Below are 25,309 nucleotides of genomic sequence, written 5' to 3'. Positions count from 1 at the left end.
TCCATGGGATGAAGGCATCTGAGAAAAAGCAGCGCCTTGCGAATGCGACGGCCACCTATTTGCGCCAGATCGGTAGAAAGGCTCAAAAAGGTGCCGAACCGAATGACCGGGCCTACGACCGAAAACTTGATGATAAGCTCAAGCGCATGCGACCGGAGGACGTCGATGCGCTGTTTCGCGGCGAAGACGACTAGGTCTGCCTTCCACCCCAACTGAAGCCGCTTTCACCGAGCAATCGCTGCGTCAGGACCGGACAGGAAGGTAACAATGCGGTTTGGGACTGATTTGCGAATATGAAAGAAGGAGCACAGACTTCCGCAGTGAAACAACAAGCCCTCGCCATGCGCATCGGTTGCCTTGGCATTCTCACCATGGTGATTGTCGCGGCAATGCTCGGTTGGTCTCCGATCTTGGATGCGATGTTCGGGCTTGCTTATTGCCTTGACGGTTATGGCCGATGCCCGTGGCAATAGTGTCCGCTTCCCACCCATCTGACGACGCTGTCACCGAGCTAGCGATGTGCCAGAAACAGACGGGTGGCTAGCGACCTTACCTCGAACTCAATCGTCGTTCTTTGTCGGGTCAGGTCCAAACATGGTCTCGTTGAACCACTCGCTCAGTCTGAGCCCGCCTTGCCAGACGAACCAAAAAACGATCCCACAGCCGAGCATTATCAGGCAGATTTTTACATCGTTCCAGTCGTAACCCCATCCAAACTCCAAGATTGAGTCAGCGACAGCAGCAATCGTGAAGAACCCAACGAATGCGAGCCAAATCGGTATGAAAATTCGACCATAGCCTCGGTTGAAGCGAGCCATTTTATGAGCGAACGAACCGAGCGACATAATCCAAGCCTAGTATCGCAAGTGGCAGCTTTCCACCCCATAGCTGACTTTAAGTCAAACTCACCCGCCCCGCGGCATGCCGCTCCAGTTTTCCGGCGATTTCCAGTTCCAACAGCGCCAGTTGCACTGCCGCCGCACTTTCGCCTGACTGGCGGATGAGTTCGTCGATGGCGACCGGCGCGGTTGTCAGCAGCGAGGCGATGTCTGCCGGCTGCGCTTCGGCCATTTCGCCCGGCTCGAAATCGAATTGCGACACCGGCTCGCGGAAGGTCGAGCGCGGGGTGCCGTCGAAGCCCGTGAGCAGTTCCACCACGTCCTCTGGCGACTGCACCAGCACCGCGCCTTCGCGGATGAGGTGATTGCAGCCGTGGCTGCGCGCTTCGAGTGGTGAGCCAGGGATCGCCATGACCTCGCGCCCGGCCTCGCCCGCCAGCCGCGCCGTGATCAGGCTTCCGGACTTGACCGCCGCCTCGACCACCAAGGTCCCGCTGGCGAGGCCTGCGATGATGCGGTTGCGGCTGGGGAAGTGGCTGCCGCGCGGCTCGGTGCCGGGGGGCTGTTCGGCGATCAGCAGGCCCTCGCTCGCGATCCGTTCCTGCAAGGCCTCGTGCTGCGGCGGATAGGCGATGTCGATACCGCTGGCGATCACGCCGATGGTGCGCGGGAAGGCCCCCTCGTGCGCTGCACCGTCGATGCCCCTCGCAAGGCCGGAAACGACAGTGAAGCCCGCCTCGGCAAGGCCCTTCCCGAATTCGCGGGCCAGCTTCACCGCAGCCGCGCTGGCATTGCGCGCACCGACCAGGGCAACGCAGGGTGCGGATGCCAGAGACAGGTCGCCGCGATAGGTCAGGATCGGCGGGGCACCGTCAACCTCGGCCAGCAGCGCGGGAAAATCGGGCTGGTCGTGGAAGAGGTACTTGGCCCCTGCCCGCCTGACGGCATCGACCTCGCGCTCGATCCGGTCTGCGGGCGCGGCGCGGTACTGTCGCCCCCCGCGCTTGCCGAGATCCGGCAGGGCATCGAGCGACGCGGCGGCCGTGCCGAAGCGCGCCAGCAACATGGCATAGCTGACCGGCCCGATATTGGGCGAACGCAGCAGCCGGATGCGCGCGAAAGCCTCTTCCTGCGTGAGCGATGCCGCTGGCGGCCGGGCGAGTTCGTTCACCCCTTGGAGCCGACCTTGGGCTCTGTACCTGCGACGAGGCGCCGGATGTTCTCGCGATGCAGCCAGATCACCAGCACGGCGATCACCGCCAGCACCTTGGCGAAGGTGGGCACGCCGAGCGCGTAGGCGGCGACGGCAGCGGCTACCACCGCGCTCATGCCGGCAAGCGAGCTGATGCGGGTGATCGCGAGCATGCCGATCCAGACCGCCGCGTAGGCCACCCCGATCGGCCAGGCGAGCGCGAAGCTGACCCCCGCATTGGTCGCCACGCCCTTGCCGCCTTTGAACCCCAGCCAGACTGGAAAGGCATGGCCGATGACGGCGAAGAGCGCAGTCCAGCCCATGTCCTGCCAAAACCACATTCCGGCCAGCCAGACCGGGACGAAACCCTTAGCGAGGTCGAGCAGCAACGTTGCCGCAGCCAGCCCCTTGCTGCCGGTGCGCAGGACATTCGTCGCGCCGATATTGCCGCTGCCGATGGTCCGGATATCGCCCTTGCCCGCCAACTTGGCCAGGATCAGGCCGAAGGGGATGGAACCAAAGCCGTAGCCCAACAGGGCGGCCCAGAGGACATTGATGGTGAGTTCGGTCGGCACTGCTTTTCCCCGCGACTGTCGGGACTTGGCTTGCAGCCTGCGCCCCTCTACCTCTACCGCCCTAATGTGAAACGCGCCCCTTCGACAAGCGCCGGGGCCAGGGGACTATCGATTTTGGACGCTTCTTCCCCGATCCTGCTGTTCGATTCCGGCGTGGGCGGGCTGACCGTCCTTGCCGAAATGCGCAAGCTCTTGCCCGGTGCGCCGGTGATCTACGCCGCCGACATGGCCGGCCTGCCCTATGGCGCGAAAAGCGAGGCGGAGGTCGCCGCGCGGGTCGCCGGGCTTCTCGGGCGTATGGCGGAACGCTACCAGCCGCGCCTCATCTGCATCGCCTGCAACACCGCCAGCACGATTGCGCTCGGCATGGTGCGCGAGGTGCTGGAAACGCCGATCGTCGGCACCGTGCCCGCGATCAAGCCCGCTGCAGCGGTCACCCGCACCGGCACGATCGGCCTGCTCGGCACACAAGCGACCGTGCGCCAGCGCTATGTCGACGATCTCGAGCGGGAGTTCGCCAGCGACAAGGTGCTGCTGCGCTACGGCGCCAACGACCTCGTGGCGCTGGGCGAGGCGAAGCTCCGCGGCGAGACGATCAGCGTGGACGACGTCGCGCGCGCCGCGTCCGGCCTCGTCCTCCAGCCGGGCGGCGAGAACATGGACACGGTGGTGCTCGCCTGCACCCATTTCCCGCTGCTGGAGCCGGAACTGCGCGAGGCATTCGGGAAGGACGTGACCTTCGTCCACGGCGCGGCGGGCATCGCGCGCCGGATCGCGCATCTCGTGGAGGGGCAGGATTTCAACCGCGCCGAGCCGGACCTTGCCGTGACCACCGGCGATCTGGCCGATTTCGAGCGCCTCGCCCCCACCTTCGCCCAACACGGTATCGAGCGCCTCGAACGCTTCTGATCCTTGCGAATCGTTCGCAAAGATCGCGGTGGCGAAAGCCGCCCCGTTCGCTTATGTGACGGCCCGTGTATGGCCGCCGTGGCGGCGCTGACGGGCCCCTTGCCGCGTGAATTACGACCAGATCTTCGACGAAGCGATCGACCGCCTTCATTCGGAAGGCCGCTACCGCGTGTTCATCGACATCCTGCGCAACAAGGGGGCCTTCCCCAACGCGCGTTGCTTCCACGGTCACAACGGTCCCAAGCCGATCACCGTGTGGTGTTCGAACGACTATCTCGCCATGGGCCAGCACCCCAAGGTGATCGAGGCGATGGAAGAGGCGCTGCACGACGTGGGCGCAGGTTCGGGCGGCACCCGCAACATCGGCGGCAACACGCACCTTCACATCCAGCTGGAGCGCGAACTGGCCGACCTGCACGGCAAGGACGGCGCCCTGCTCTTCACCAGCGGTTACGTCTCCAACGACGCGACTCTGTCGACGCTCGCCAAGCTACTGCCCGGCTGCGTGATCTTCTCGGACGAACTGAACCACGCCAGCATGATCGCCGGCATCCGCAATTCGGGCTGCGAGAAGCGCGTCTTTCGCCACAACGACCTCGCCCACCTCGAGGAACTGCTCGAGGCGGAACATCCCGACACGCCCAAGCTGATCGCTTTCGAAAGCGTCTATTCGATGGACGGCGACGTGGCCCCGATCCACGCGATCTGCGATCTCGCTGAAAAGTACAACGCGCTGACCTATATCGACGAAGTCCACGCGGTCGGCATGTACGGTGCACGCGGCGGCGGCATTACCGAACGTGACGAAGCGGCGCACCGCGTCGACATCATCGAAGGCACGCTGGGCAAGGCGTTCGGCGTGATGGGCGGCTATATCGCGGCCGATACGCGCGTGATCGACTGCATCCGTTCCTATGCGCCGGGCTTCATCTTCACGACCTCGCTGAGCCCCGTGCTGGTCGCAGGCGTGCTGGCCGCCGTCCGCCACCTCAAGGGATCGAGCGTCGAGCGCGACGCCCAGCAGGCTGCCGCAGCCTATCTGAAAGCGAAGATGCGCGAGGCCGGCCTGCCGGTCATGGACAGCGTCACCCACATCGTCCCGCTGATGGTGGGCGATCCGGTGCGCGCCAAGAAGATCAGCGACATCCTGCTCGCCGAATACGGCGTCTATGTGCAGCCGATCAACTTCCCCACCGTCCCGCGCGGTACGGAACGCCTGCGCTTCACGCCCGGCCCTGCCCATACCGAAGCCATGATGGACGAGCTGGTGGGCGCGCTGGTCGAAATCTGGGACCGCATGGAACTGGAACTGCGCAAGGCCGCGTGATCCGATGGCGAAAGCTGCCGATCCGGACTTTCGCCACCCCATACCTCCCGAAATCCAGGCCATGCTCGATGGCGATGCTACGCTTTCGGGCAAGTGGCAGGCCCTGACCTCGCTCGCGCGGAACGAGTGGGTCTGCTGGACCATCTCCGCCAAGCAGGAGGTCACAAGGCAAAAGCGCCGCGCGCGCCTTCGGGAGGAAGTGCTCGACGGCAAGAAGCGCCCCTGCTGCTGGCCGGGCTGCCCCCACCGCCGCGAATCCGCGCGCAAGTGGGTCGATGCATGACCGTGCCGTAGGGGATTTTGCCTCCCGCGAAGCTTGGGCTAGCACTCCTGACCGAGAGAGCAGGAGGAATCATGAGCGGCAATCCGGAACAGACTTTCGCAGAGGTGGTGCGCGGGCGGCGTTCGATCCGCGGATATCTCGACAAACCGGTCCCGCGTGCGCTGATCGAGGAAGTGCTCGAACTGGCGATGCGCTCCCCCTCCTCGATGAATACGCAGCCTTATCACTTCCACGTCATTACCGGCGAACCGCTCGACCGCATTCGCAAGGGTAATACCGAGAACATCCTTGCCGGCGTGCCCGACAGCCGCGAATTTCGCCGCGGTCATCCGTTCGAAGGCGTCCACCGCGAACGGCAGATCGGCTGCGCAATCCAGCTGTTCGAAGCGATGGGCATCGAGCGCGACGACAAGGAGAAGCGACAGGACTGGGTGCTGCGCGGATTTCGACAGTTCGATGCCCCCGTCTGCGTGATCGTGACCTATGACAAGGAGCTTTCGGACAGCGACGACACGGCTTTCGACTGCGGCGCTGTGACCACCGCGCTGGTCAATGCTGCATGGAGCCGTGGGCTCGGCTGCGTGATCAATTCGCAAGGGATCATGCAAAGCCCGGTAGTGCGCGAACACGCCAGCATTCCCGACGACCAGGTCATCATGAAGGCAGTCGCCATGGGCTGGCCCGATCCCGACTTCCCCGCGAACCCTGTAAAGATTACCCGCCGCGAGGTGAGCGAGGCGGCGCGCTTCGTGGGTTTCGAAGACTGATTCCTGCAGGCCCGCAGGCTGGTTTTAACTATTGATACGACCGCAGGCCCGCCGCTTTGCGGTCGGGCGCAAACGCCGTTCGCCCTGTCGGACTAACCTTGCCTCTTGGCGCGAAATTAAGTTCGTTCGCCCACCCAGACAGGACGCACTCGGTGTGCGTTCCTGCTTGATGGAGGGTTGCAAATGAAAAAACTGAATCTGGTCGCAATGCCGACCGCACTGGCCATGGCCATCGTCGCCCCTGCTTTCGCGCAGGACGCTGGCGGCACGGAAACCGAAACCGAAACGGCGGAACCCAATGGCGCCATCGTCACCCGCGAGGCACTGACCGAACAACGCGAAGTGCTGGACGAGGAAGGTAATCCCGTTCTCGACGAAAACGGGAACCCTACGTTCGAAACGGTCGAGATCGGCTTTACCCAGACCGTGGAAACGCCCTCGGGCAATATTCACACGATCACCAAAGCCGACGGCGAGCGTGCGGTCGTGACGCACGAAAAGCCCGAGCGGGTGGCCAAGGCCGATCGTCCGGAAAAGCCGGAACGCCCCGAAAAGCCCGAGAAGCCCGAAAAGCCGGAACGCCCCGAGCGACCCGGCCGCGGGGGCTGACAGCCCGATGAAGAGCCTGCTCCCGGTCGTTCAGGGGGCCGGGAGCGGGTTTCCATCCGCCTGAACAGAGACAACGACATGAAACGCATGATCGCGGGCCCGCTCGCGCTATCCGCACTCGCATTGCCCCAAGCAGTTGCCGCGCAGGACTATGTCCAAATCGCCGCCGGCGTGGATTATTCCTCCGGCGACTATGGCGAGGACGTCGACACCGACTTCCTGGCCATTCCGGTGACGGCAAAGGTCCAGTCGGGCGACTTCAACATTCGCGTGACTATCCCCTATCTCGACGTGACCGGCCCCGCCGACGTCATTCCCGGCGATGGCGGTGTGCGCGGCAACAACAATGCTGCCGAGATTTCTTCCCGCTCCGGCCTCGGCGACGTGATCGTGGCGGCGACCTATTCGCTCGGCGTGTCCGACAGCACCTTCTTCGACGTGACCGGCAAGGTAAAGCTGCCCACTGCGTCGACCGAAAAGGCGCTGGGAACGGGCACGACCGACATTACGCTGCAAGGAGAACTGCTACAGGTCTTCGGCAATGTCAGTGCAGCCGTGCGCGGCGGTCGCCGGTTCAACGGCAGCAGCGATGAATTCGCGTTGCAGGACGTCTGGCTGGCAGGAGCAGGCGCCTACGCCGTGCTCGGCGATACGACGCTGGGGCTCGATTACGACTGGCGCGACGGCTCCCTGCCCACAGCCCCCAACCGGAGCGAGGTTACCGGTTCGCTGACCCAGAAGCTGAGCGATGCGCTGCGCCTTCAGGGCTATGCCTATACCGGCCTTGCCGATGGCAGCCCGGACATCGGCGGCGGTGCGCAAATCCTCTACCGTTTCGGCCAGTAAGGCAGCGCAGAAACAGAAAGGGCCGCGCGACTATCCGGTCGCGCGGCCCTTTCAATTTGCTATCGCTTGGTGTCAGCGCAGGCTGACGACATTGTCCGCTGCCGGACGGGCGCGGCTGCCGTCGTACAGGCTCGCCATGGGCTCGTCCGTCACGATGATACGCTCGGCCGCGCCGAAGCCGTTGAAGTCGGTCTTCATCGCGGCGCCATAGGCACCCAGCATCCCGATTTCGATATAATCGCCGGCCTGGATGTCTTCCGGCAGGGAAAACGGACCGGGCATGAAATCGGCATCGTCGCAGGTCGGGCCGTAGAAGGCGAAATCGGTCGCCGGCTTGATCAGGTCTTCTTCCAGCGCACGGACGGGGAATTTCCAGTCGACATGGGCCGCATCGAACAGGGCGCCATAGGCACCGTCGTTGATGTAGAGTTCCTCGCCGCGGCGCTTTTCGACCTTCACTACCAGGCTGCTGTATTCGGCGCACAGCGCGCGGCCGGGCTCGCACCACAGTTCGGCGTTGTAAGCGATCGGCAGCGCGTAGAAGTGCTGGTGGATGATGGTGAAGTAGTCTTCGAGCGGCGGAGGCTCCATGCCCGGATAGACGCTCGGGAAACCGCCGCCGACATCGACCATGTCGATAACGACCGAAGCTTCGGCAATGGCCGCACGCGTGCGGTCCAACGCCTGGACATAGGCGAACGGGCTCATCGCCTGGCTACCCACGTGGAAGCATACGCCCAGCCAGTCGGCATACTGGCGGGTTTCCTGCAGGAGCGCAGGCGCTTCGGTGAGGTCGCAGCCGAACTTGGAAGCAAGGCTGAGGGCGGCGTGTTCGGACGAGACGCGCAGGCGCACGCACAGCCGCAGGTCGGCTGCCGGTTCGCCGTCTTCGCCGCGGGTCGCATCGACGATCTTCTCCAGTTCCTCGACCGAATCGAGGCTGAAGGTCTTCACGCCGTGCTGGAAATAGGCTTCGCGGATCGCGCCGGGCGACTTGACCGGGTGCATGAAGCACAGCGTCGCATCGGGCAGCGCCTGCCGCACCATGCGCACTTCGGCGATGGACGCGACGTCGTAATGCGTGATGCCGTTGTCCCACAGGATCTGCACGAGATCGGGCGAGGGATTCGCCTTGACCGCATAGAGCGACTTGCCCGGGAACTTCTCGACGAAGAAGCGGGCAGCACGCGCTGCGGCGTGCGGGCGATTGAGAATGACCGGCTCGTCCGGGCGGAGCGCGCGAACTACGGACCAGGCGTCAGGGAAATGCTGCAACTCAAGGGACCCCCTAAACAGTCCTTGCGGACCATGAAACGACAAGCTGCCTTGCGGTTAGGAAGTCCCCTTGGGGCAGCGGGAGCGGCGCATATATCTCGTGCATCATGAATCGCAAGTGAAATGTTGCCCCGCAATTGCAACCTTTCCCGGGGTGTCTCGGGCCTGTGCTGCGGTGGGTCGAGCCCGGCTAGAAGCCGATCTTGGGCACCTGGTCGACCGTACCCTTCTCGCTGTCGTCCAGCCGGTGGAAATCGGCCGGCTGGAAGCCCAGCATTCCGGCGAACAGCACGGCCGGGAAAGTCTCGCGGCCCGTGTTGTAGCGCGAAACCGCGGCATTGAGTGCCCGGCGGGCAGCCGCCAGCTTGTCTTCGACATGCGCCAGTTCGCGCTGCAGTTCCTGGAAATTGGCCGAAGCCTTGAGGTCGGGATAGGCTTCGCCCAGCGCCAGAAGCCGATCGAGGGCCACCCGCAGCCCCTGTTCGTCGCCCGAGGAAATCGGACCGTTTGCGGCCTGGTTGCGCGCGGAAATCACGGCGTCGAGCGTTTCCTTCTCGTGTCCGGCATAGCCTTTCACGGTTTCGACGAGATTCGGGATGAGATCGTGACGCTGCCGCAGCTGCGCGTCGATATCGGCCACGCCTTGGTTGACCGTCTGCCGCAAGCCGACCAGCCGGTTGTAGATGCCTACCAGCATGATGGCGACAAGCACGATGACGCCGATCAGCACCATTGCGAAAACGCTCATATCTTAACCCCTTATTCCAAGCCGGGCGCTATGATAGGGCGCAAGGGTTAAGGGGGAAAGTACGGGTGATCGAATATCCCGATGCGGATCGGCTGATGGCAGGCGAACTGGGCGAATGGCTGGACGGCCAGCGCACCACACGCCGTCTCGCGATCGAGAAATCGAATAACCGCATCTTCAATATCGCCATCGTCCTCTTGCCCCTGCTCGGCGCGCTCTGGGTGTTCGGCTTCTCGCCTTTCGACATTCCCATATTCGTCTGGGTGGTTGCGGGTGGCCTCGCCTGGGCGTGGACCCAGAAACCCAAGTTCGATGCGAAGAAGCAGGTCAAATCGGGCATCAACGAAGCCATCGCGAAGTCGCTGGGGCTGGAATACTGCCACGATTGCAAAGGCAGCGAGGCATTCGAGCAGACGCGCGCATTCCGCCTTCTGCCGTCGCACGACCGTTCGAGCTTCGAGGACATGTGGTCGGGCCATGCAGGCCCCCACCCCTTCCTGCTGCACGAGGCGCATCTCGAGGAGCGGCGCGGCTCGGGCAAGAACCAGCGCTGGGTCACGGTCTTTCGCGGCGCGATCCTGTCGATCGGTTTCGAAGAACGGTTCCACGGCACCACCCTGCTCGCCCCCGACGGGCAGTTCAGCAAGTTCTTCGGCGGGGCAAAGGACACGATCGAGGTCGAGGGGACCATCCTCGACCGCGCGCAGATGGTGAGCCCCGAATTCGAGGACCGCTACGATGTCTATTCCACCGACCAGACCGAAGCGCGGTGGATGATGCATCCCGAATATATCGAGCGCCTGCTGGCGATGGAGAGCGCATTCGGCGGCAGGGACAGCTCGGTCCTGTTCACCGGCGGTACGATGGTCATGGCAATCAACGGGGGCGACATGTTCGAAAGCGGGTCCCTCGACCATCACGAGGATGCCCATCTCGTGCGCGAGACGATCCGCCAGTTCGCCCAGCTCGCCGACGCGGCACTAGCCCTCAATCGGATACGCTCGGACCAGGTGCGGTCCCCCGCCACGCGCCTCTAGGGAAGCTCGACCGTGTCCTTCACGGTGCCGTAGACGAAGCTGGTATTGATGGTCGCGATGCCCGGCGTGGTGTGAAGCGTTTCGCGCATGAAGGTCTCGTAATCGTCGAGGCCGGCGACCACGATCTGCAACAGGTAATCCGAGCTTCCGGTCAGCAGGTGGCAGGACAGTATCTGCGGCGTTTCGCGCACTCGCTGCTCGAAAGTATCGACCACCTCGCGGTCATGGCGCGCCAGCGTTACCTGCACGAAAGCGGTCACCGGATAGCCTGCCGCCTCCCGGTCGACGAGTGCGACATAGCGTTCGATGACTCCCGCCTTCTCCAGGTTCCTGACGCGTCGCAGGCAGGGCGAAGGCGACAGGTTCACGCGGTCCGCCAGTTCCGCATTGGTGAGGCGCCCGTCGCGCTGCAGCTCTCTCAGGATCTGGCGATCTTTCCCGTCCAAACCGACCTCCCGTTAGCATAATATGCCAATCTAGAGCCGATTAGTGGCACACTTTGCAGGGAAATGCCACGGCTGCTTCGGTATATTCGCCTCAAACGCATGCAAAGAGGCATATCATGAGTCGCACCAAGCTTTCCGGTTTCGCAAGCCGCGCCATCCATCACGGTTACGATCCGGCAGAAAACCAGGGCGCTCTCACGCCGCCCATGCACCTTGCGTCGACTTTTGCCTTCGAAAGCGCCGAACACGGCGGCGCCATCTTTGCCGGCGAACAGCCCGGCTATTTCTATTCGCGGATCTCGAATCCTACTGTCGACCTGCTGGAGCAGCGCCTTGCCGTGCTCGAAGGTGCGGAGGCGGGTGTTGCCGCCGCCAGCGGCATGGGCGCGATCACGGCGGTCATGTGGAGCATCCTGGAAGCCGGCGACGAAATCGTCACCGACGAGACGCTTTACGGCTGCACCTTCGCTTTCTTCCGGCACGGGCTGGCAAAGTTTGGCGTCAAGGTCACCCATGTCGACCTGACCGATCCCGCAGCGCTGGAAGCGGCCATGAACGATCGCGTCAAAGTGGTCTATTTCGAAACCCCGGCGAACCCGAACATGCGGCTCGTCGACATCGCCGCGATCAGCGCGGTTGCGAAGCGCCACGGTGCGCAGGTCGTAGTCGACAACACTTATGCGACGCCTGCCCTCACGCGCCCGATCGAGCTTGGCGCCGACATCGTCGTTCATTCCGCGACGAAATACCTCGGTGGTCATGGCGACCTTGTCGGAGGGCTTGTCGCGGGCAGTGCCGAGATGATGCAGAAGGTCCGCCTCGAAGGCCTGAAGGACATGACGGGCGCCGTCATGAGCCCCTTCACCGCCACGCTGATCATGCGCGGCCTCAAGACGCTTGCCCTGCGCATGGAACGACACAGCCGCACCGCGCTGGAAGTCGCGCAATGGCTCGAAGCGCAGCCGCAGGTCGCAGCGGTCCACTATCCGGGGCTGCAAAGCTTCGACCAGCACGAACTGGCGACGCGGCAGATGGCGCTTCCGGGCGGGATGATCGCCTTCGACCTTGTCGGCGGATACGACCAGGGGATCCGCTTCATGAACCGGCTTGAGATGATCATCCGCGCCGTTTCACTGGGCGATGCCGAAACGCTGATCCAGCACCCGGCCAGCATGACCCATTCCACCTACACGCCCGAAGAGCGCGCGGCCCACGGCATCGGCGAAGGCCTGCTGCGCCTGTCCATCGGGCTGGAAGAAGCAGGCGACATCTTTGCCGACCTCGAGCAGGCACTGGCTGCATCGGAACTCTCCATCGCCGCGTAAACCAATAGGGGCGCCCTACCCTTTCGGGAGGACGCCCCTACCGCTGCGACACCTGTTGAGGGGTCGGGGAGAGGGTTCAGGCAGTCGCAGTGCGGGGGCCGTGCCCGCGCAACTCGGGCCAGATGTTCGTGTACTGGCTGAGGTCGATCCACGGCTTGCGGTCGTGGAAATTCATGTTGAGCGACTGGAGGATCAGTCGCGCCCGCTTGGCGCGCGCCTTGGGCGAGCGGAACGGGTTCGCCCGGTCCGGACGCGCGGCAATCATGCGCTTCAGCAGGCTGTCACGCTCGGCGAAGGTGGTCGGCGCTTCGCGGGGAAGTTCGACGGCAGCACCATTGCTGGGAGAAGCGGCGCGAGCCGGAACGACGGGCGCAATCGAGGTCGCCGGATGAGCCGCGTCGTCCGTCGTGACGACCGGATCGCGATCGAGGACCGGCGGCGTGGCTATATGAGCACTTGCGACATGCGGGCGTTCGATGGTCGGCACCGTTTGCTTGCGGCGGCGCCGCATCAGGTAGAATGCCGCGAGGCCGACACCGCCAACTCCAAGAAGAGCGAGCAGCAGGGCAGCGCTTGACGCATCTTCGACCGGCGCGGGAACGGGCTCTAGCGCAGCGCGGTTTGCAGCGATCGTCTCTGCCGAAGCCGCAGGCAACGGAGCAATTTCTGCGCTTGGTGCACCCTCGGAAGCGGGTTCGACCGGCGTCGCTGCTGCTGCGTCGACGACCGGACGCGAGACTTCGCGTGCCGGAGCGGCACGGCTGGCCGCAACCGGTGCGGGTGCTGCTTCACGAGTCGCGCTGTCGGCCGGAGCTGCGTCTGTCGCGGGCAGGGTCGTGACCGGCTCGGGGTCCGGCAGGACGATGACCGGCGCGGGAGTAGCGGTGGCTGCAGGTACGCTCGTGGTGGTGGTCGGAGCAGTGTCCGGCAGCACGATAACGGGCTGCTCCTGCGCCGATGCGGGGAACAGGGGGAGCGCGACCACCGCTGCAATCGCGAGGGGGGCGCTGGTGAGCATATGGCGGGTCTTGGTCATGGTCCTAGAAACGACCACGATTCCGGCCCAGTTCCTGTAATCTGCCGTTCAGACAAGGATAAGCGACTGAAAACAAACAGGCGATGTTCGCCAATTCCCGATGGCACGCGAACGGCTTGCGACGAACCGATCGGGCTTCGGCACATTACTGCGCGCTTCTGTTTACTTTTCGTTCCGGTCTTTGCATGGTCGAACCCGTGAGCCAGCCGCTGCCCCTCCCTGCCCTTCACGCCAGCCATGCCGGGACCTGGCTGCGCGATGCGAACGGATCGACGCGCGGCTGTTCAAAGGGAGAGGCGGTCATGGCGGCTGCCGACACGCCGCTCCTCATGATGAACGCGCCGCTCGTGGCGAGCAGGCTGGGCTATCCCGACCTGTCCGGGCTCGACCTGCTGGAGCTGTTCGCTTTCGTCCATCCGGCCCGTTTTTGCGTCCCGACGCCGAAGGGTCTGGCCCATGCCCTCAAGCTGGACGAACCTGCGGACGACGCGGATGTGCCGCTGCTCCTGCAGAAAGCGGCAGGCGCGCTGGTTGCGACATGCGAAAGCGAGAACTGGCCGGAACGCGAGGGCGCGTGGTCGACGCTGCAATCGCTGACGCGCCTGCGCTGGCCATGGGCGAACGTGCTCGCACCCCATGTGCGCAAGCCCGAAAAGGCCGAGAAATGGCTCTTCACCAAGCTTCCCGAATGGGAAGAGGCGGCAGAGCGTCCCCAACCCGCACAGGTCCTGATCGACGAGCCGGAGATCGAGGCGCAGCTCGAACGGCTGACCGGCGAAGGAGCAGAGCGGCGCGACGGGCAAAGGCTTTTCTCGCGCGGGGCAGGTCATGTCTTCTCGCCGCGCGACCGGCAAAAGCGGCCCCATGTTCTCCTCGCCCAGGCGGGGACCGGCATCGGCAAGACACTGGGTTACCTTGCCCCCGCCTCGCTCTGGGCTGAAAAATCGGGCGGAACGGTCTGGGTCAGCACCTATACCAAGAACCTCCAGCGCCAGCTGCGCCGAGAAAGCACGCGGGCCTGGCCGGCGACCCGGCCCGACGGCTCGCCCCCCGTGGTCGTGCGCAAGGGGCGCGAAAACTATCTCTGCCTGCTGAACCTCGAAGATGCGCTGCAGGGCGGGTTCTCGGGCCGGCCCGCAGTGCTCGCACAGCTGGTCGCGCGCTGGGCCGCCTACACGCAGGACGGCGACATGATCGGCGGCGACCTGCCCGGCTGGCTGGGAACGTTGTTCCGCAAGCGCGGCATCGCGGCCCTGACCGACCAGCGGGGCGAATGCGTCTATGCGGGCTGCCCGCATTACCGCAAATGCTTCATCGAACGCAGCGCGCGGAACGCGGCGCAGGCCGATCTCGTCATCGCCAACCACGCGCTGGTGATGGTCAATGCTGCCCGCGGGCGCGATCCGAATGCGCGGCCCACGCGCATCGTGTTCGACGAGGGCCATCACGTGTTCGACGCGGCCGACAGCACCTTCTCGGCCGCGCTGACCGGGCAGGAAGCGATCGAGCTGCGGCGCTGGATCATCGGGCCGGAAAAGAACAGCCGCGGACGGCGCCGCGGCCTTGCCGCACGCCTCGCCGATGTCGCCAGCTATGACGATGCGGGCGGCGAAGCAGTGGAGGCAGCGGTGGAAGCGGCACAGGCACTGCCTTCCGACGGTTGGCTCGGGCGGCTTGTAGAAGGCACGCCTTTCGGCCCGCTCGAGGCGCTGCTCGCGCAGGTTCGCGCCGTCACATATGCGCGCGATGAAAGCGGGCAGGAGGCAGGATACGGGATCGAGACCGAGACCTCGCAATTGCCCGGCGAACTGGTCGAGGCCGCAGGTACAGCGGCGCAGGCGCTTGCCGCGATCCGCTCGCCCCTGCTGAAGCTTGCTGGCCGCCTCGAAGCGGTGCTGGAAGAGGCGCCCGACTGGCTCGACGGACAAGGCCGCGCACGGATCGAAGGCGCGCGCCACTCGCTCGCCTGGAGGGTGGACCTCATCGCGGCATGGGAAGCCCTGCTGTCTCGCCTTGGCGGGCCCTCTGACCCGGAGTTCGTCGACTGGCTGGCGGTGGACCGGAACGACGCGCGCGAATTCGATGTCGGTATCTATCGTCACTGGCTCGACCCCATGAAACCTTTCGCCAAGGTCGTGCTGGAGCCCACACATGGCGTCATGCTGACCAGCGCCACGCTGACCGATCGCGACGAGAGCGGGCCCGACTGGCCCCACGCCATCGCCAAGAGCGGTACGCCGCACCTCGAACTGGTGCCCAAGACCCAGCAGGCGGACAGCCCGTTCGACTATGCCGGGCGCGCCGAGGTCCTGATCGTGACCGACATCCGCAAGGGCGACATCCCCGCGCTGGCCGGCGCCTATGCACGACTGATCGAGGCAAGTGATGGCGGCGTGCTTGGCCTCTTCACCGCCATCAGGCGGATGCGGGCCGTCTATGGCCGGATTGCGGACCGGCTCGCCCGGGCGGGCCTGCCGCTTTACGCCCAACACGTCGACCCGATCGATACCGGCACGCTGACCGATATTTTTCGCGATGACCCCCGCGCCAGCCTGCTGGGTACCGATGCCTTGCGCGACGGGGTGGACGTGCCCGGCCGTTCGCTGCGCTGCGTGGTCATGGAAAGCGTGCCGTGGCCGCGCCCGACCATCCTCCACCGAGCACGCCGTGCGGCAGCGGCAGAGGAAGAGGGCGGCGCCCAGCGCTACGATGATCGCATCATTCGCGCGCGCCTTGCGCAGGCCTTCGGAAGGCTCATCCGCAGCCGCGAGGATTCGGGCCATTTCGTCGTGCTCTCGCCGGCGTTTCCCAGCCGCTTGCTGTCGGCCTTTCCCGAAGGCACGCCTGTTTTGCGCGTCACGCTCGACGAGGCTTTACAGCGCGTCGCTAAGGGTGTTGGAACGAAGGCATTCGAAGCTGCGGAGAGCGAATCCTCGTGAAGATCCTGGGCCTATTGCGCCATGCCAAGTCCGATTGGGGGCAGAGCGACAAGCGCGATTTCGACCGGGGCCTGAATGCGCGCGGCCGCAAGGGAGCGCGCCTGATCGGCGAACATATCCGCGATCACGGAGTCAAGTGGGACCGGCTCGTGGCAAGCCCGGCAGAGCGCGTGAAACTCACGCTTGGCGAAGCGGCCGTTGGGCCCGAACCCGAATGGGACCGCCGCCTCTACCTCGCCTCTACCGAGACGATCTGCGACGTGATCGGTGAAACCGACGACAGCGTCGATGCCCTGCTCTTGGCAGGCCACAATCCCGGTTTCGGCGACATGGTCTTCGAACTGGTTTCACCCAGGAACGAGAACGACCTGTTCGACGAAGCGAAGGTGAAATTCCCGACTGCAGCCTTCGCGGTCTTCGAGCTCGATATCGACAGCTGGGCCGACCTGAAGGAAGGCTGCGGCAGGCTGGTCCATTTCGCCCGCCCGCGCGATCTCGATGCGGAGCTGGGGCCCGAATACTAGTCCGTTTCGTTGGCCTCTCCCGCAGGAGGCAAATCGTCGACCATGACGAATTCCACCGGGAGAACCACGGCCACTTCATGCGCCTGTCCTCCGGCGTCCAAATTGACGGGCGCAGGCGGCGATTGCGCTATGGCCCGGCAAACCAGGGCGTCGAGCTCGGCCGCTCCGCTCGACCGGTGCACAGCGCAGTCGCGCACCGTTCCGTCCACGCCGATCCTGAACATCGCCTCCACCCGGCCTTCGAAGCCAAGGCGCACGACTTCAAGCTGGTAGATCTGCTGCGCCCGGCTCGCGACCCGCAGGCTCCACCTGCGAGCGGCATCCCGCCAAACTGCATCTGCTGACTTCAGCGTGGAATTCTCGGCCTGCTGCTGCGCCTGCACTGGCGTAACGGGCGCAACCACCAGCGCGCCCCCGACTATCAGACTGGAAAAGGACCGCGCTTTCACGGAGCGCAGAATAGTCCTTTATCTCTCCCGTGGATACAGAAACTAGCGCAGCACGCGCGGCCCGCTGCCGCTCTCGCCCCACCGGTCGTCCGCATTGTAGAGCGCGCATTTCTTCAGGCTGAGACAGCCGCAGCCGATACAGCCGTCGAGGTCTTCTCGAACCTTTTCGAGCGCGGCGATTTGCGCGTCGATGCGTGCGCGCACGGTGCGGCTGATTGTCTTCCAGTCCGCCGCATTCGGCGTCCGCCCCTGCGGTAGCGAGGCCATCGCCTCTTCGATCTCCGCTAGCGTCAGCCCCAGCCTTTGCGCGATCAGGATGAAGCTGAGCCGTCTGATGTCCCCGCGCAGGAAGCGCCGCTGGTTGCCGGAGGATCGCAGCGCCGCGACCAGCCCCTTTTCTTCGTAGAAGCGGATGGCCGATACCGACAGGCCGGTGCGCCGCGCCAGTTCGCCAATGGTGAGCAGGTCGTTCGCTTTCATCGATTACCGTCATAGCAAATTCAAACCTTGACCTCAACTTAGCTTGAGGTTGCATATGTCCCTGCATCGCACGTTGCGGGCCGGCTTTCCGGTCCGTGCAGACAAGGAGAATCGCGATGCCCAAGGGCCGTATCGAACACGCCAATATTTCCGTCACCGATCCCGACCGTAGCGCCACCCTGCTGGCAGAACTGCTCGGCTGGCACGAACGCTGGAGCGGACCGTCGATGAACGATGGCCGGACGATCCATATCGGCGGCGAGGACAATTACGTCTCGCTCTACACCAATCCCGGCGTCGCCGGCGACTACCGCAAGGGCCAGCCGCTCAACCACATCGCCTTCATGGTCGACGACCTCGACGCGGCAGAAGAGGTAGTGGTGCGCCACGGGCTCGAACCCTTCAGCCACAGCAAATACGAACCCGGCCCGCGCTGCTTCTACTTTTTCGACTGGGACGGGATCGAGTTCGAGGTGGTGAGCTATGAATGAGATTATGCCGCGCAGTCCGTTGTTCGAACTGGCCCGCCACCGCCCCCTGAAGGCCTCTCGCACGAAGCTGCAAACACGCCCCTTCCCCCCATGGCCGCATCCTGTATGACTTGCCGGCCGCGGCGCGTGGTGCCGCCTTCAGGGGAATGAGAGAATGAAGCCCGTCCTTCGCTGCGCCGCCGCTGCCATCGCACTTTGCGCCGCACCCGCTGCCGCCGAAACCGTGGTGGTCACTGCCGACCGCATGCTCGATGTCGAAACGGGCCGCTTCGTCGAAAATCCGGTAGTGACGGTGGTGGACGGCAAGGTGGCCAGCGTCGGGTCCGGCAGCGCGATACCGGCGAATGCGAAGCGGATCGACCTTGCCGGGCACACGCTCCTTCCCGGACTCATCGACATGCACGTCCATCTCGACGGGCGGCCCGAATACGGGGGCTATTCCGGCCTCCAGTTCACCGACCGTTTCTGGACCGCCATCGGCGTCGCCAATGCGCGCACCATGCTCAAGGTCGGCTTCACCACCGTGCGCAACGTGGGCGACAGCGATTACAACGTCGCCGGGATCGACCAGGCGATCGAGGAAGGCTGGATTCCGGGTCCGCGCATCGTGAATGCCAACCACGCGCTGGGCGCGACCGGCGGCCACTGCGACGAGACGTTCCTTCCCCCCAGTTTCGATGCGAAGAGCCCGGCTGTGGGCGACAGCCCCGACGAGCTGCGCAAGCGCGTGCGCGAACAGCGCAAATACGGGGCGGAAGTGATCAAGGCCTGCGCCACCGGCGGCGTCTTCAGTCGCAACACCGCTCCGGGCATCCAGCAGCTGACGCTCGAGGAGCTGAAAGCCATTGCCGACGAAGCGCATTTCTGGGGCCTCAAGACAGCCGCCCATGCGCATGGCGCGGATGGCATCAAGGCCGCGATCCGTGCAGGCTTCGACACCATCGAACACGCCAGTTACGCCGATGACGAGGCGATCAAGCTTGCCAAGGAACACGGCACCTTCTTCTCGATGGATATCTACAACACCGAATACACGCTGAGCCAAGGCGCGGCGAACGGCGTGCTGGAAGAAAACATCGCCAAGGAACGTGCCCTCAGCCAGGCGCAGCGCGACAATTTCCGCAAAGCCCACCAGGCAGGCGTGAAAATGGTTTTCGCCAGCGATGCAGCGGTCATGCCGCATGAACTCGTGGGCGGTCAGTTCCGCGTCATGGTCGAATACGGCATGACCCCGATCGAGGCGATCCGCGCAGCCACGGTCAATGCCGCCGACGCGCTGGGCCAGAAGGGCCAGGTCGGCGTGATCAAGCCCGGAGCATGGGGCGACATGATTGCAGTGAGCGGTGATCCGCTGGCGGACGTCGGCGAGCTGGCCGACGTGGATGCCGTGATCAAGGGTGGTGTGCTGGTCGAGTAGCCGGCGCGGCGTGGTAGCCCGCCAGCGCGCCCAGCGGCACATCCTCGAACCGGACGAGCCAGCGCTTGGCCATTTTCGCCAGCGGCATGGGGTTGAGGTAGTGGCGCTTGCAGCGCCCGTCGCGCTCGCTCGCCACCAGTTCCGCGCTCTCCAGCACAGCAAGGTGCTTGGCAACCGCCTGCCGGGTGATCGGCAGTTCCTCGCTCAGTTCCGAAAGGGTCAATCCGCCCTCTTCGCTCAACCTGTCTAGCAGGAGGCGGCGGGTGGGATCGGACAGGGCGACGAAGGTATCCGTCATGGGGGGAAGGCTAACGGGCGCCCGGCGAGTCGCTCAAGATTGCGAGCCGCCGCGCGTCCCGTTTGTCCCCAGCTTGCTGCGGATCAGAACGCCTGTGCGCCGCCGAAAACGCCGATGATCAGCGGATCGCGGGTTGAGCGCGGATCGCGGCGGATGGCCGCTTCCTCGTTGCCGATCTCGTTCCAGATCGTATCGTCGATCGTATCGGCCACGCGAGTGGCGACCTGAGACACGTTTACGCCGGTCAGGGCGGCCAGCGCCTGGCCTACCAGCGGATCCTGAGCGACGCGCATCGCCGTGCCCAGTTCCGGCACCATCGCATCGATCAGGCGCGTGCCGAGTTCGCCGCGCAGGAAGCCAGTGGCAGCGGTCGGTCCGCCGTTCACGAGGGCCACGGCGTTCTGGATGCCGATCACGCGCACCGCATCGGTGACGATGGGTGCGGCACGCTCCGCGCCTTCGTAGGCGATATCGCCGAAAGCATCGTACAGCCGGTCCTTGAACAGCGACGAGGTCAGGATCGTGCCGAGCACCCCGCCCCTTGCGCCCAGCAGGTTCTCCAGCCCGACCTGCGCGACCTGCTGGTCCCAGAAGCCGCCCTCGTCGAGCATCCGCGCAAAGGCGCGCTCGCTCGACAGGTAAAGCAGGCGCTGGACGGCATCGACCAGGCTGAAACCGCCCAGCGTCGAACAGGCCGGCAGCGCCAGCGCAGCGCCGCCGAGCGTGAGTCCGCCAAGGAACTTGCGGCGGTGGGTGGTAGTGGCGAGAATATCGTTCATTAAATCTGCTCCTCGAAGGTCCCACCCTTGTCGCGCGGTATCTAGCCCGCCCATATGAACTCTCCGATGAACCGCGTGCGCTGCCTCGTCCTCAATGCTGCTCTCGGCCCGCTCGACTACAAGGTGCCGGACGGCATGGAGGTCGGACCGGGCCACGTGGTCGAATGCCCGCTCGGCCCGCGCACGATCATCGGGATCGTCTGGGAGGCTGAACGGCTTCCCGGAACCGAGGTTCCTGCAGAGAAGCTGCGCCCGATCAGGGGTATCCTTCCCGTCCCTCCTCTTTCCGCCCCGCTGCGGCGGCTGATCGAATGGACGGCGGACTACTACGTTGCCTCGCTTGCAGGTGTGGCGCGGATGGCGCTGTCGTCGGGCGGCGCGCTCAAAGGGCCTGCGACGATTACCGAGTACCGGCTGACCGGCGGCATGCCGGAACGCCTCACCCCCCAGCGGCTTGCCGCCATGGAGGCGCTGGAGGGCGAGCAGGCGACCATCCGCGAGCTGGCGGGCATTGCCGGTGTATCCGAGGGCGTACTTCGCGGCCTCGTCAACCAGGGCGTGCTCGAACCGGTCGAGGTCGACTGCGACCGGCCCTATGACGAGGCGCGGCCCGATTTCACGCAGGTCGAGCTCTCGCCCGAGCAATCGGAAGCTGCCGGCACGCTGTCGACGGCGGTCAGGGACGCGAAGTTCGCGCCCTTCCTGCTCGACGGGGTAACCGGTTCGGGCAAGACCGAGACCTATTTCGAGCCTGTAGCGGAGGCTTTGCGGATGGGCCGCCAGGTGCTCGTCCTCCTCCCCGAAATCGCGCTGACCGAGAATTTCCTTCACCGTTTCGAAGAGCGCTTCGGTGTCGCGCCGGTGCTGTGGCACTCCTCGCTCAAGTCGACCGAGCGGCGGCGTGCCTGGCGCAATGTCGCCAGCGGCGAAGCGCAGGTGGTGGTGGGCGCCCGCTCCGCCCTGTTCCTGCCGTTCCGCAAGCTCGGCTTCATCGTCGTGGACGAAGCCCACGAGACCAGCTTCAAGCAGGAAGACGGCGTGCGCTACAACGCCCGCGACGTTGCCGTAATGCGCGCGCATTTCGAAGGCATCCCGGTGGTGCTCGCCAGCGCGACGCCGGCCCTCGAAAGCCTGCAGATGGCCGAAAGCGGCGTTTACGCGAAGCTCGACCTGCCCAGCCGTTTCGGCGGGGCGGAGCTGCCTTCCATCGACCTCGTCGACCTGACGCAAGAGAAACCTCCACACGGCATGTGGCTGGCCCAGCGGCTGGTCGACGGCATCGCGGAACGCCTCGAACGAGGCGAACAATCGCTCCTGTTCCTCAATCGCCGCGGCTATGCCCCGCTGACGCTCTGCCGGAACTGCGGTTTCCGCTTCCAGTGCCCCAATTGCAGCGCATGGCTGGTCGAACACCGTTTCACCCGCCGCCTCGCCTGCCACCACTGCGGCCACGAGACCCCCAGCCCCGATCGCTGCCCCGAATGCGGCGAGCCGGATTGCCTCGTCGCCTGTGGACCCGGGGTTGAACGAATTGCGGACGAGATTGCGGAGCGTTTGCCCGGCGCACGGGTGTTCGTGGCGACTTCGGACACGCTCAATTCGCCCGGTCGCGCCGCCGAATTCATCGCGCAGGTCGAAGGCGGTGCCATCGACGTTATCGTCGGCACACAGCTCGTGACCAAGGGCTTCCACTTTCCCGAACTGACGCTGGTCGGTGTTGTCGACGCCGACCTCGGCCTCGAGGGCGGCGACCTGAGGGCGGGCGAACGTACCTACCAGCAGGTTGCACAGGTCGCAGGCCGTGCTGGGCGCGGTGAAAAACCGGGCGAAGTGCTGATCCAGACGCGCCATCCCGAAGCCAGCGTGATAGCCGCTCTGGCAGCGGGCGACCGCGATGCCTTCTATTCGGTCGAGACCGAGATGCGCCGCGAAGCCGGTGCTCCTCCCTTCGGTCGCTGGGCATCGATCATCATCTCCTCGGAAGACGAGGCGGAAGCCCGCGAGGCCGCGCGCAGGATCGGCGATACCCGCCCGCAGGTGGACGATCTCATGATCCTCGGCCCCGCCCCTGCCCCAATGGCCCTGCTGCGTGGTCGCTTCCGGTATCGACTGCTGATGAATGCGCGCCGCTCGGTCCAATTACAGGACGTCATCAGGCGCTGGCTGGGCAGCCTTGACCACCCGCCGGGCGTGCGCGTGGGTGTGGATATCGACCCCTATTCCTTCGTTTGATTTGGCCCGTTCTCTGGATTAGCATCGACCTCAGGGATTCGCGGGGACTGCATGGCCAGCGCATTGGCCGACCCGCATAAAGTTGGGGTCTGCACATGCGTCTTTTCGCCAAAATTCTTGCTGCATTCGCAGCTCTCGTTGCCATGCCGGCCCATGCCGCCGACTGGTTCCTTGCCGAAACCGATCACTTCAAGATCTATTCGCGCGATTCCAAGTCGAGCACGGAAGAATTCGCCCAGGACTTGGAACGCCTGGACGAGGTCCTGCGCATCATCAGCGGCGTCGGACCTGACGACGGCAGCCTGCCGCCCTCTTCCAAGGTCATAGTCTTCCGCTTCGGCGAGACGCGCGACATGGCTGTCCTGGCAGGCCAGCCGGGCAGCGGCATCGGCGGGTTCTTCATCCCGCGCGCTTCGGGCTCCTATGCTTTCGTGCCGCGCCGCCAGAACGTGACTTACGAACGCAGCAATCAGGATCGTTTCAGCGGGCTGGAGCTGGAACCAAAGGCCGTACTGTTCCACGAATACGTGCACTATTTCATGTTCCAGCACCGCAATGCCCCCTACCCCGCCTGGTATCGCGAAGGCTTTGCAGAAGTGTTCTCGACACTGCGTTCGGAAGGTAACCGTTTCGTCATCGGCGATGCGCCGACTTGGCGCAGCCTCGAAATCATGGCGGTGAACTTGGACATCGAGAAGATGATGGACCCGCCGGCCAAGCCCGATCGCGAAACCGGCGCGCGCACCTACGGCCACGGCTGGCTCCTCGCTAGCCTGCTGAACTTCACGCCGGAGCGCCGCCCGCAAATCACCGATTACGTCACGCGCCTTGCGCGCGGCGAAGGCAGGCTCGAAGCGGCCAAGGCGGCATTCGGCGACCTCGACCAGCTCGAAAAGGAAATGGATTCCTATCGCCGCGGCTCGGCCAAGGTGCTGAAAGTGCCTTACATGAATGCCGAAAAGCCGAAGGTGGCGATCCGCCAGCTCAGCGCCGACGAGGAAGCGCGCATCGACCTGATGATCGAATCGAAGGTCGGCGTCGACGAGAAGGCTGCAGCCAAGCAGCTCCCCAAGGCGCGTGCCCTGGCCGAACAGTTCCCGCAGAGCGTTCCGGTACTTCTGGCTGCAGCCGAGGTCGAGTTCGACAACAAGAACTATGCCGAGGCGGAAGCCCTATCGAACAAGGCGCTGGCCATCGATCCGAAATCGACCGAGGCGGCGATCAACCTTGCCAACACCTCGCTGATGCGCTCGCTCGATGACAAGGCGATGATGGCGCAGGCGCGCGAGCGCTTCATTGCGGCCAACAACATGGAGAACGACCATCCGGTCCCGCTCTACGGCTATTACCTGACTTATTTGCTGTCGGGCGAAGAAGCGCCCGATTCCGCCAAGAATGCGCTCGAAGGAGCCTATCAATACGCTCCCTTCGACACCGGTATTCGCCAGGCACTGACCCACATGTTCCTGCTCGAAGGCGAACTCGGCATCGCCAAGTCGCTACTCAACCCGCTCATCCAGACGGGTCACGGTACGCGAGTGGCGCGCTGCCTTGCCTACGAACTCGACCTGTTCGAGAAAGGCGACAAGGAACCGCTGCTCAAGCGCCTGAAGCCTAAGCATCCGGCCGCCGACGATAAGAAGGAAGAGCCGAAGGACGATGCAGAACCGGCCGCCGAGGGCGAGACCACCACAGGCGCCGATTGCGGAGAAAGCACCGAGACGGCCTGATCCCAAGGATGGCGGGCGCCCATCGTCCGCCCACTCCACCATCCCCGCCCGCGTTGCGGTGAGGAGGATTGAGCCCAAGCGCATTTGCAGCGATAGCTAGAGCCCATGTGCAACCTCTATCGCATGACGAAGAACGCGACCGAAGTCGCCCAGCTGTTCGACGCGGTGGCGGAAATCGGAAGCAATGCTGGCGGTGAGATCTATCCCGGCTATTCCGGCCTCGTTCTTGCCGGCGGCAAGGTCGAGACGATGACCTGGGGCTTCCCGCTGCCGCGCAAGGGCGCGAAGGGCCAGCCGCTCAAGCCCAAGCCGGTCAACAACGCGCGGACCGACAAGCTGTCAGGTCCGTTCTGGAAGAGCAGCTTCATCGAGCGGCGATGCCTGATCCCGCTGGAAAGCTTTGCCGAGGCGCAGGGGCCGAAAGGGTCAATGACCCGGACCTGGATGACACTACCGGGCAGCGAGGTGTTCACCGTCGCCGGGATCTGGCGAAAAAGCGCGGAATGGGGCGACTGCTATTCGATGGTCATGACCGATGCGTCGGAGCAGATGTCCGCAATCCATGACCGGATGCCCGTGATCCTGACCGCCGGCGACCGCGAAACGTGGATGAGCGGCTCGCCGGACGAGGCCTTGGCCCTCTGCCGCCCATTCAACGGCGAGCTGGCGATCGACCGCACGGACATCCCGTGGGCCGGGCGAACCGCGCAATCGTCTCTCTTCTAGGCACCGGCGCTTCCGTCGCGCATTGAGGGC

At 64.7% G+C, this 25,309-nt stretch carries 28 protein-coding genes; 17 read left to right on the top strand and 11 right to left on the bottom strand.

What is annotated here, in order from left to right:
- Positions 1 to 8: 8 nt before the first annotated feature.
- Entirely contained in the window at positions 9 to 194 is a 186-nt protein-coding gene (locus LC083_RS11125) for a hypothetical protein (protein ID WP_226700440.1), read from the top strand.
- A 126-nt stretch (positions 195 to 320) separates the two neighbouring features.
- Positions 321 to 473, top strand: a complete 153-nt coding sequence (locus tag LC083_RS11120) for a hypothetical protein (protein ID WP_226700439.1) — start codon at positions 321 to 323, stop codon at positions 471 to 473.
- A gap of 87 nt (positions 474 to 560) precedes the next feature.
- Here LC083_RS11120 and LC083_RS11115 read toward each other — a convergent pair whose 3' ends face one another.
- The 3 genes from LC083_RS11115 to plsY are packed head-to-tail and all read right to left on the bottom strand — an operon-like array spanning position 561 to position 2,606.
- Entirely contained in the window at positions 561 to 845 is a 285-nt protein-coding gene (locus LC083_RS11115) for a hypothetical protein (RefSeq protein ID WP_226700438.1), read from the bottom strand.
- Between the two features lie 49 nt (positions 846 to 894).
- On the bottom strand, positions 895 to 2,010 hold the full coding sequence (gene dprA, locus LC083_RS11110) for a DNA-processing protein DprA (protein WP_226700437.1): 1,116 nt from the start codon (positions 2,008 to 2,010) through the stop codon (positions 895 to 897).
- A complete protein-coding gene (gene plsY / locus LC083_RS11105) occupies positions 2,007 to 2,606 on the bottom strand; it encodes a glycerol-3-phosphate 1-O-acyltransferase PlsY (protein ID WP_226700436.1) in 600 nt (199 codons plus the stop codon). The genes dprA and plsY overlap by 4 nt, the downstream gene beginning before the upstream one ends.
- A gap of 114 nt (positions 2,607 to 2,720) precedes the next feature.
- On the opposite strand from plsY, the gene murI reads away from it, so the two are divergent.
- From murI to LC083_RS11075, 6 genes are all read left to right on the top strand, one after another.
- Complete coding sequence (murI, locus tag LC083_RS11100) at positions 2,721 to 3,515, top strand: glutamate racemase (protein WP_226700435.1); 795 nt, start codon at positions 2,721 to 2,723, stop codon at positions 3,513 to 3,515.
- A gap of 106 nt (positions 3,516 to 3,621) precedes the next feature.
- Positions 3,622 to 4,842 carry a 5-aminolevulinate synthase gene (gene hemA / locus LC083_RS11095; RefSeq protein ID WP_160606383.1) on the top strand — a complete coding sequence of 407 codons (1,221 nt, stop codon included), beginning with the start codon at positions 3,622 to 3,624 and terminating at the stop codon, positions 4,840 to 4,842.
- A gap of 4 nt (positions 4,843 to 4,846) precedes the next feature.
- Entirely contained in the window at positions 4,847 to 5,125 is a 279-nt protein-coding gene (locus tag LC083_RS11090; RefSeq protein WP_226700434.1) for a YdeI/OmpD-associated family protein, read from the top strand.
- Positions 5,126 to 5,196: 71 nt separating this feature from the next.
- Complete coding sequence (locus LC083_RS11085; protein WP_222554300.1) at positions 5,197 to 5,892, top strand: nitroreductase; 696 nt, start codon at positions 5,197 to 5,199, stop codon at positions 5,890 to 5,892.
- A 183-nt stretch (positions 5,893 to 6,075) separates the two neighbouring features.
- Complete coding sequence (locus LC083_RS11080) at positions 6,076 to 6,501, top strand: hypothetical protein (protein WP_226700433.1); 426 nt, start codon at positions 6,076 to 6,078, stop codon at positions 6,499 to 6,501.
- A 78-nt stretch (positions 6,502 to 6,579) separates the two neighbouring features.
- Positions 6,580 to 7,347: a hypothetical protein gene (locus LC083_RS11075; RefSeq protein WP_226700432.1), complete on the top strand. Its 768-nt coding sequence runs from the start codon at positions 6,580 to 6,582 to the stop codon at positions 7,345 to 7,347.
- Between the two features lie 72 nt (positions 7,348 to 7,419).
- On the opposite strand, the gene LC083_RS11070 is transcribed toward LC083_RS11075, so the two are convergent.
- On the bottom strand, positions 7,420 to 8,622 hold the full coding sequence (locus LC083_RS11070) for a type III PLP-dependent enzyme (RefSeq protein WP_226700431.1): 1,203 nt from the start codon (positions 8,620 to 8,622) through the stop codon (positions 7,420 to 7,422).
- A 190-nt stretch (positions 8,623 to 8,812) separates the two neighbouring features.
- Positions 8,813 to 9,370 (bottom strand): LemA family protein, encoded by a 558-nt coding sequence (locus LC083_RS11065; RefSeq protein ID WP_226700430.1) that lies wholly within the window; start codon positions 9,368 to 9,370, stop codon positions 8,813 to 8,815.
- Positions 9,371 to 9,435: 65 nt separating this feature from the next.
- Here LC083_RS11065 and LC083_RS14080 point away from each other — a divergent pair, with 65 nt between their 5' ends.
- Positions 9,436 to 10,407: a DUF3137 domain-containing protein gene (locus LC083_RS14080; protein ID WP_226700429.1), complete on the top strand. Its 972-nt coding sequence runs from the start codon at positions 9,436 to 9,438 to the stop codon at positions 10,405 to 10,407.
- On the opposite strand, the gene LC083_RS11055 is transcribed toward LC083_RS14080, so the two are convergent.
- The gene (locus LC083_RS11055; RefSeq protein ID WP_160606375.1) at positions 10,404 to 10,853 is read right to left on the bottom strand and encodes an Lrp/AsnC family transcriptional regulator; all 450 of its coding nucleotides are present in this window, start codon (positions 10,851 to 10,853) and stop codon (positions 10,404 to 10,406) included. The two genes, LC083_RS14080 and LC083_RS11055, sit on opposite strands and share 4 nt — an antisense overlap.
- Before the next feature lie 116 nt (positions 10,854 to 10,969).
- Between LC083_RS11055 and LC083_RS11050 the strand changes: the two genes are divergently transcribed.
- Complete coding sequence (locus tag LC083_RS11050) at positions 10,970 to 12,178, top strand: methionine gamma-lyase (protein ID WP_226700428.1); 1,209 nt, start codon at positions 10,970 to 10,972, stop codon at positions 12,176 to 12,178.
- A 76-nt stretch (positions 12,179 to 12,254) separates the two neighbouring features.
- Here the strand turns inward: LC083_RS11050 and LC083_RS11045 are convergent, their stop codons facing one another.
- Positions 12,255 to 13,214: a hypothetical protein gene (locus LC083_RS11045; RefSeq protein WP_226700427.1), complete on the bottom strand. Its 960-nt coding sequence runs from the start codon at positions 13,212 to 13,214 to the stop codon at positions 12,255 to 12,257.
- Between the two features lie 185 nt (positions 13,215 to 13,399).
- On the opposite strand from LC083_RS11045, the gene LC083_RS11040 reads away from it, so the two are divergent.
- A complete protein-coding gene (locus tag LC083_RS11040) occupies positions 13,400 to 16,153 on the top strand; it encodes an ATP-dependent DNA helicase (protein ID WP_226700426.1) in 2,754 nt (917 codons plus the stop codon).
- A complete protein-coding gene (locus LC083_RS11035; protein ID WP_226700425.1) occupies positions 16,150 to 16,677 on the top strand; it encodes a SixA phosphatase family protein in 528 nt (175 codons plus the stop codon). Before LC083_RS11040 ends, LC083_RS11035 begins: the two co-directional genes overlap by 4 nt.
- On the opposite strand, the gene LC083_RS11030 is transcribed toward LC083_RS11035, so the two are convergent.
- Positions 16,674 to 17,126, bottom strand: a complete 453-nt coding sequence (locus LC083_RS11030; protein ID WP_226700424.1) for a TonB family protein — start codon at positions 17,124 to 17,126, stop codon at positions 16,674 to 16,676. The two genes, LC083_RS11035 and LC083_RS11030, sit on opposite strands and share 4 nt — an antisense overlap.
- Positions 17,127 to 17,168: 42 nt before the next feature.
- A complete protein-coding gene (soxR, locus tag LC083_RS11025; RefSeq protein ID WP_226700423.1) occupies positions 17,169 to 17,606 on the bottom strand; it encodes a redox-sensitive transcriptional activator SoxR in 438 nt (145 codons plus the stop codon).
- A 116-nt stretch (positions 17,607 to 17,722) separates the two neighbouring features.
- Between soxR and LC083_RS11020 the strand changes: the two genes are divergently transcribed.
- The gene (locus LC083_RS11020; protein ID WP_226700422.1) at positions 17,723 to 18,097 is read left to right on the top strand and encodes a VOC family protein; all 375 of its coding nucleotides are present in this window, start codon (positions 17,723 to 17,725) and stop codon (positions 18,095 to 18,097) included.
- A gap of 154 nt (positions 18,098 to 18,251) precedes the next feature.
- The gene (locus LC083_RS11015) at positions 18,252 to 19,514 is read left to right on the top strand and encodes a metal-dependent hydrolase family protein (RefSeq protein ID WP_226700421.1); all 1,263 of its coding nucleotides are present in this window, start codon (positions 18,252 to 18,254) and stop codon (positions 19,512 to 19,514) included.
- On the opposite strand, the gene LC083_RS11010 is transcribed toward LC083_RS11015, so the two are convergent.
- Together LC083_RS11010 and LC083_RS11005 are read right to left on the bottom strand one after the other, a co-directional pair.
- Complete coding sequence (locus tag LC083_RS11010) at positions 19,489 to 19,812, bottom strand: ArsR/SmtB family transcription factor (RefSeq protein ID WP_160606367.1); 324 nt, start codon at positions 19,810 to 19,812, stop codon at positions 19,489 to 19,491. The genes LC083_RS11015 and LC083_RS11010 overlap by 26 nt on opposite strands.
- Positions 19,813 to 19,895: 83 nt before the next feature.
- Positions 19,896 to 20,591: a DUF4197 domain-containing protein gene (locus LC083_RS11005; RefSeq protein WP_160606366.1), complete on the bottom strand. Its 696-nt coding sequence runs from the start codon at positions 20,589 to 20,591 to the stop codon at positions 19,896 to 19,898.
- A 66-nt stretch (positions 20,592 to 20,657) separates the two neighbouring features.
- On the opposite strand from LC083_RS11005, the gene LC083_RS11000 reads away from it, so the two are divergent.
- The 3 genes from LC083_RS11000 to LC083_RS10990 all read left to right on the top strand — a co-directional run bounded on the left by LC083_RS11000 (position 20,658) and on the right by LC083_RS10990 (position 25,279).
- Positions 20,658 to 22,823 (top strand): primosomal protein N', encoded by a 2,166-nt coding sequence (locus LC083_RS11000; protein WP_226700420.1) that lies wholly within the window; start codon positions 20,658 to 20,660, stop codon positions 22,821 to 22,823.
- A 95-nt stretch (positions 22,824 to 22,918) separates the two neighbouring features.
- Positions 22,919 to 24,553: a hypothetical protein gene (locus LC083_RS10995; RefSeq protein WP_226700419.1), complete on the top strand. Its 1,635-nt coding sequence runs from the start codon at positions 22,919 to 22,921 to the stop codon at positions 24,551 to 24,553.
- Positions 24,554 to 24,658: 105 nt separating this feature from the next.
- Entirely contained in the window at positions 24,659 to 25,279 is a 621-nt protein-coding gene (locus LC083_RS10990) for an SOS response-associated peptidase (protein ID WP_226700418.1), read from the top strand.
- The last annotated feature ends 30 nt before the right edge of the window (positions 25,280 to 25,309 follow it).

It is taken from the genome of Qipengyuania gaetbuli (assembly GCF_020524765.1).
In the GTDB taxonomy this organism is placed as follows: Bacteria; Pseudomonadota; Alphaproteobacteria; order Sphingomonadales; family Sphingomonadaceae; genus Qipengyuania; species Qipengyuania gaetbuli_A.
This window is presented reverse-complemented; position numbering and strand designations above follow the sequence as displayed.

Bases quoted from the DNA above. Each gene is read 5' to 3' on its own strand.
- LC083_RS11020 (WP_226700422.1), top strand. From the start codon at position 17,723: ATGCCCAAGGGCCGTATCGAACACGCCAATATTTCCGTCACCGATCCC.
- LC083_RS10990 (WP_226700418.1), top strand. From the start codon at position 24,659: ATGTGCAACCTCTATCGCATGACGAAGAACGCGACCGAAGTCGCCCAG.
- LC083_RS11115 (WP_226700438.1), bottom strand. From the start codon at position 845: ATGTCGCTCGGTTCGTTCGCTCATAAAATGGCTCGCTTCAACCGAGGC.
- LC083_RS11080 (WP_226700433.1), top strand. From the start codon at position 6,076: ATGAAAAAACTGAATCTGGTCGCAATGCCGACCGCACTGGCCATGGCC.
- LC083_RS11090 (WP_226700434.1), top strand. From the start codon at position 4,847: ATGGCGAAAGCTGCCGATCCGGACTTTCGCCACCCCATACCTCCCGAA.
- LC083_RS11125 (WP_226700440.1), top strand. From the start codon at position 9: ATGAAGGCATCTGAGAAAAAGCAGCGCCTTGCGAATGCGACGGCCACC.
- LC083_RS11040 (WP_226700426.1), top strand. From the start codon at position 13,400: ATGGTCGAACCCGTGAGCCAGCCGCTGCCCCTCCCTGCCCTTCACGCC.
- LC083_RS11045 (WP_226700427.1), bottom strand. From the start codon at position 13,214: ATGACCAAGACCCGCCATATGCTCACCAGCGCCCCCCTCGCGATTGCA.
- LC083_RS11000 (WP_226700420.1), top strand. From the start codon at position 20,658: ATGAACCGCGTGCGCTGCCTCGTCCTCAATGCTGCTCTCGGCCCGCTC.
- LC083_RS11085 (WP_222554300.1), top strand. From the start codon at position 5,197: ATGAGCGGCAATCCGGAACAGACTTTCGCAGAGGTGGTGCGCGGGCGG.
- soxR (WP_226700423.1), bottom strand. From the start codon at position 17,606: ATGAAAGCGAACGACCTGCTCACCATTGGCGAACTGGCGCGGCGCACC.
- LC083_RS11005 (WP_160606366.1), bottom strand. From the start codon at position 20,591: ATGAACGATATTCTCGCCACTACCACCCACCGCCGCAAGTTCCTTGGC.
- LC083_RS10995 (WP_226700419.1), top strand. From the start codon at position 22,919: ATGCGTCTTTTCGCCAAAATTCTTGCTGCATTCGCAGCTCTCGTTGCC.
- LC083_RS11015 (WP_226700421.1), top strand. From the start codon at position 18,252: ATGAAGCCCGTCCTTCGCTGCGCCGCCGCTGCCATCGCACTTTGCGCC.
- LC083_RS11050 (WP_226700428.1), top strand. From the start codon at position 10,970: ATGAGTCGCACCAAGCTTTCCGGTTTCGCAAGCCGCGCCATCCATCAC.
- LC083_RS11010 (WP_160606367.1), bottom strand. From the start codon at position 19,812: ATGACGGATACCTTCGTCGCCCTGTCCGATCCCACCCGCCGCCTCCTG.
- LC083_RS11065 (WP_226700430.1), bottom strand. From the start codon at position 9,370: ATGAGCGTTTTCGCAATGGTGCTGATCGGCGTCATCGTGCTTGTCGCC.
- LC083_RS11075 (WP_226700432.1), top strand. From the start codon at position 6,580: ATGAAACGCATGATCGCGGGCCCGCTCGCGCTATCCGCACTCGCATTG.